The 4,629-nt window shown below is 60.5% G+C and carries 5 protein-coding genes; 1 reads left to right on the top strand and 4 read right to left on the bottom strand.

The window, feature by feature from the left end; all coding sequences use genetic code 11:
- Positions 1 to 890, bottom strand: an 890-nt coding sequence (locus A2I95_RS26290) for an aldehyde dehydrogenase family protein (RefSeq protein WP_291734660.1), incomplete at its 3' end; no start/stop codon positions are given.
- A gap of 288 nt (positions 891 to 1,178) precedes the next feature.
- On the opposite strand from A2I95_RS26290, the gene A2I95_RS26295 reads away from it, so the two are divergent.
- A complete protein-coding gene (locus A2I95_RS26295) occupies positions 1,179 to 1,832 on the top strand; it encodes a peroxiredoxin (RefSeq protein ID WP_027257175.1) in 654 nt (217 codons plus the stop codon).
- Between the two features lie 59 nt (positions 1,833 to 1,891).
- On the opposite strand, the gene A2I95_RS26300 is transcribed toward A2I95_RS26295, so the two are convergent.
- From A2I95_RS26300 to A2I95_RS26310, 3 genes are all read right to left on the bottom strand, one after another.
- Positions 1,892 to 3,067: a rhamnan synthesis F family protein gene (locus A2I95_RS26300; RefSeq protein ID WP_027257174.1), complete on the bottom strand. Its 1,176-nt coding sequence runs from the start codon at positions 3,065 to 3,067 to the stop codon at positions 1,892 to 1,894.
- A 42-nt stretch (positions 3,068 to 3,109) separates the two neighbouring features.
- Complete coding sequence (locus tag A2I95_RS26305; protein WP_291734662.1) at positions 3,110 to 3,970, bottom strand: glycosyltransferase family 2 protein; 861 nt, start codon at positions 3,968 to 3,970, stop codon at positions 3,110 to 3,112.
- A gap of 100 nt (positions 3,971 to 4,070) precedes the next feature.
- On the bottom strand, positions 4,071 to 4,629 hold a 559-nt coding region (locus A2I95_RS26310), incomplete at its 5' end, for a S1 RNA-binding domain-containing protein (protein WP_291734663.1).

A 4,629-nucleotide genomic window follows, 5' to 3' on the forward strand; every position in this document is an offset into this window, starting at 1 on the left:
CGGTCATAGATGCTGTTCTGCACCAGCATCCGGCTGGGCGCGTTGCAGCTTTGACCGGTGTTTTGCATCATGTGCAGCACGCCGCGCTTCACCGCCTTCTCGTCGGCATCTTCAAAAATCACATTGGCGCCTTTGCCGCCCAGCTCCAGATCCACCTTTTTCAGGGTCGGAGCCGCAGCCTGGGTAATCGCGATCCCTGCGCGGGTGGAGCCGGTGAAGGAGATCATGTCCACATCCGGATGGGTGGTGAGCTGCGAGCCAACACCCGGGCCGTCGCCGTTCACTAAGTTGAAGACACCTGCCGGGAAGCCGGCCTCATCCATCAGCTCGGCAAAGATCATTGCGTTCAGCGGGCTTTGCTCTGAAGGCTTCAGAACCATGGTGCACCCGGCAACCGCCGCTGCGCCAACCTTGAGCGTCACCTGATTCATCGGCCAGTTCCACGGCGTGATCAAGGCGCAGACGCCCACCGCTTCGTGGATGATGCGGTCGTTCGGGCTGCGGTCGTTCAGCGGCCCGTCAAAGGGAAACTCCTTGGCCGCGGTGATGAAGTTGCGCAGGTGCCAGCTTCCCGCTCCGGCCTGCGACGTGCGCGCCATGTCGATCGGTGCGCCCATTTCCAGCGACATCGCCTGGGCCAGATCTTCGGCGCGGGCCTCATAGACATCCACCAGCTTCTCAACCAGCGCAATGCGCTCTTCCACCGGGGTATTCATCCAGCCAGGCAGTGCGGCCTTGGCCGCGGCAACGGCGGCGTTGGTATCAGCCTCGGACCCCAGCGAGATTACTGCACAGGGTTCTTCGGTCGAGGGGTTTACCACTTCGAAATCGTTTGAAGCAGCAGGAGCGGCCCACTGGCCGTTGATGTAAAATTCGCGTTTCTCGATCATGTCGGGATCTCCCAAGTCAGAGGTATTCCGGTTACCGCCTTGCCGGTTTCGCGGCCACTGTGTCACTGCTCCGGCATGGGGGCAAGGGCGGGGCAAAGGCATCGCCGCGTAATTTGATCAAATTATCGCGGACACTGTCAATGGCCCCTTGGAACGGTTGCAATTCTTCGCCGTGGGGGCTTGCGGCAATTTTTCGTGGTTTCCCGGTACGGGGGCTGTATCGTTGCGCTAGACTACTTAGGTTGCAGTCAAGACGACTCAAAATTCATATGACAAGGAGATACCGCCATGGGTTTGCGCATTAACGACACTGTCCCCGATTTTACTGCGGAAACGGATCAGGGCACCATCACCTTCCATGACTGGATCGGTGACAGCTGGGCGATCCTGTTCTCGCACCCCAAGGATTTCACCCCGGTCTGCACCACCGAGTTTTCCGCCGTGGCGCAGCTGAGCGAGGAATGGAGCAAGCGCAACACCAAGGTCCTTGGCGTTTCGGTTGACGGTGTTGAGGACCATAAGAAATGGAAAAAGGACATCGAGGAATACGGCAAGGCCGTGCCGGGCTTCCCGATCATCGCTGATGACGGGCTGGCGGTTTCCAAAGCCTTCGACATGCTGCCTGCCGAAGCGTATTTGCCCGATGGCCGCACCCCGGCGGACAGCGCCACCGTGCGGTCGGTGTTCATCATAGGCCCGGACAAGCAGCTGAAACTGTCGATGACTTATCCGATGACCGTGGGCCGCAACTTTGCCGAGATCCTGCGGGCGCTGGACGGCCTTCAAATGTCGCTGGGCAAGGGCGTTGCCACCCCGGCGAACTGGGTGCCCGGCGAGGATGTGATCATTCCGCCTACCGTATCAAACGAGGACGCCAAGGCGAAGTTCGGCGAGTTCGAGACCATCTTCCCCTATCTGCGCAAGACCAAGGCACCGGAGTAACCCGCGTTCGCCATCGCAATGTTCGCAAGCCGCCTTCGGGCGGCTTGTTCTTTTTTGTTTTATGGCTGAAACCCGTTCGGTGCCGGTGGAAAGTCCGGCGCCCGGCTTTGACGCAGTTGGCGCGCCTCTGCGGCAAAGGCTTGACCAGCCTCGCCTGTCAGCCCGGCTGCAAAACGCAGAGTGATATCCGACCCGTCCCGGGTCAGCCAGCAGGACGATTTCTTGAGGAATGCAAACCCCGCCTCGGCATGCAGGTAGGCGGGCAGCGTATAACTGACACCTTGTGTGGCAACAGCGGTCAGGATGAAAGACAGGTAATCTTCCGTTGGGGCGTCGTCGTTTGACAGCAGCCGGGCCTTCAGCGCCGCCAGGCTGGGGCGGCCGAAGATGACAGTTTCTTCGGCGATGCGCCGGATCCTGTCCCGTGGCAATTGCGCCAGCCGCTGATCCAAATCTGCAGTCTTCAGCACGGCGCCATGCGAAAACCCATGTGCCAGAACCCATTGGGTGAGGCCGGTTTCACCGCGGCGGACGATGAATTTCTTGTTGTTGGTCAGCGGGAAACGCTTCCAGAACCTGATGAACCCCGGGTCCTCCATCAGCCGCCCTGACAGCATCAGCGCATAAGAACAGTACTGGAAATTGCGGCTGGCGGTAGAATACCCCCAATTGATGCTGCGGAAGTTCTCTGCCTCCACCCGCGGATGGCCGTAGTTGCAGGCGGCAGCCGCGAAGTCCGCATTCAGCGCCTGTGCTTCCGTCAGCCAGTCGCCTGCCCCTGGCAGCGGAAACCAGGAGGAATCATTCAGCAGCACCAGCCGGTCAATCTGTTCCAGCCGCGCGTGCGCCGTCAGCAACCCGTCGCGGTAGCCGCCAAAGTCATACCCGAAATTGGGCCGTTCCATGCACAGCCAGCAGACCTCGCTCAGCCGCTGCCGGTCGGCACCGCTAAGCGGGACGTTGGAGACCACAACCGGGGCATAGCCGCTGTCGATCAGATAGCGCAGAGCGATGAAATGCGAGGCTTGCAGGCCCTGACTGGGAAAGATCAGATAGACCGCAGGCTGCGGCCCGGGCGGTATAGCGCCCTCGGTGCAGCGAATCTTGCGCGCCAGGAACGCGTCGTAACACCAGCGCCCCAGCAGCAGCGAGCCGAGGCGGCTGGGCAGCTGGGTGATCTGCTGCAACGGGCGTTGCAGCTCGCGGGTGATTTTCCAAAGCGGGGGCCGTTTCATGCAGGACGCCTGTAAATTGCAACTATTGGTGTGCCAGCCGGGTCAGACTTGCTGCCAAGGCGGCGGGCGGTCTGCGGACTTCTGGCCGGCGCTGCTAAGGATGGCGCGGAAGTAGTACCAGTTCTTGGACCGTTTGCGCGCCGACAACAGGTTCAGCGGTGAGACCAATTGCAGCGACGCCTCCCCCAACGCCCGCAGGAAGCCAAAAGGCACGCCGTGCTTGCGGGCGCCATAGACGCGCGACTGGCCCATGTACCAGGCTTTCAAAGCCGCGGTTTTGGCTGAGCGTTCGGTGGAGTGCCCCAACAGATGCCGGACCTGCGCACCGTAAACATAACGCAGCGGCCCGCATTCCGCCTTCAGGCGCAGGCTGAGGTCGTCGTCCTCGTGGAACAGAAAAATCTTCGGGTCGAACCCGCCAACCTGTTCGAAGGCGGATTTGCGCACCAGCATGGCACCGCCGGACAGCACCGGAACCTCGCCATTCTGTTTCGCGGCATCACGGCCCAGCCAAAGCGATTTCGCGATCAGCTTGCTGCGGCGCTTGAAAAACAGCGACCCGTCGCCTTTGACAATACGGGTGTTGAAGGCCGAAGCCTTTGGGTGGGCATCGGCAGCAGCCAACAGATGTTCCAGCGTGTTCTCGAACAGCTCGGCATCCGGGTTCACAAAAAACAGGAATTCCGTGTCCGCCTGTGCCGCGCCCTGGTTGCAGGCCGGGCCAAAGCCGGCGTTTTTCGGATTCTCAATGAACCGGGCTCCATGTGCTGCAGCCAGCGCACGGGTGTCTTCCGCATCCCGCGAGGCGTTGTCGACCAGAATGCAAGGCACCGAAGCTGGAATGGAGCGCAACAGGCTCTCAACAACGGCAGAAGAATTATAGGTGACCGTTATGATGGTCACACGGGGCGGCAAAGACTGTTCCATGAGCGTCCCGGCGAAAATGGAAAACCCGGGGCACGGATCGCGCGCCCCGGGCTGTTTATGTGCAGTCAGACTGGGATCAGTCCTGCTCTGCTTTTTCTTTCTTTTCCGGCGCGATTTCTTCGCCGGTTTCCTGATCGACGATTTTCATCGACAGGCGGACTTTGCCGCGGTCATCAAAGCCCAGCAGCTTGACCTTCACTTCCTGGCCTTCCTTCAGAACGTCCGAAGGATGGTTCAGGCGGCGGTTTTCGATCTGGCTGACGTGCACCAGGCCGTCGCGCTTGCCGAAGAAGTTCACAAAGGCGCCGAAGTCGACGATCTTCACAACCTTGCCTGTGTAGACTTGGCCTTCTTCCGGCTCTGCCACGATCGAATAGATCATGTCATAGGCCTTCTTGATGGCCTCGCCGTTCGGGCTGGCGATCTTGATCACGCCATCGTCATTGATGTCGACCTTGGCGCCGGACACTTCGACGATCTCGCGGATCACCTTGCCGCCGGAACCGATCACTTCACGGATCTTGTCGGTTGGGATCTGCATGGTCTCGATGCGCGGAGCGTGGACCGAGAAGTCGGAGGCTTCGGTCAGGGCTTTCGCCATCTCGCCAAGGATGTGGATCCGGCCGTCTTTGGCC

This window comes from Leisingera sp. F5, from assembly GCF_001593695.1.

Bases quoted from the DNA above. Each gene is read 5' to 3' on its own strand.
- A2I95_RS26300 (WP_027257174.1), bottom strand. From the start codon at position 3,067: ATGAAACGGCCCCCGCTTTGGAAAATCACCCGCGAGCTGCAACGCCCG.
- A2I95_RS26295 (WP_027257175.1), top strand. From the start codon at position 1,179: ATGGGTTTGCGCATTAACGACACTGTCCCCGATTTTACTGCGGAAACG.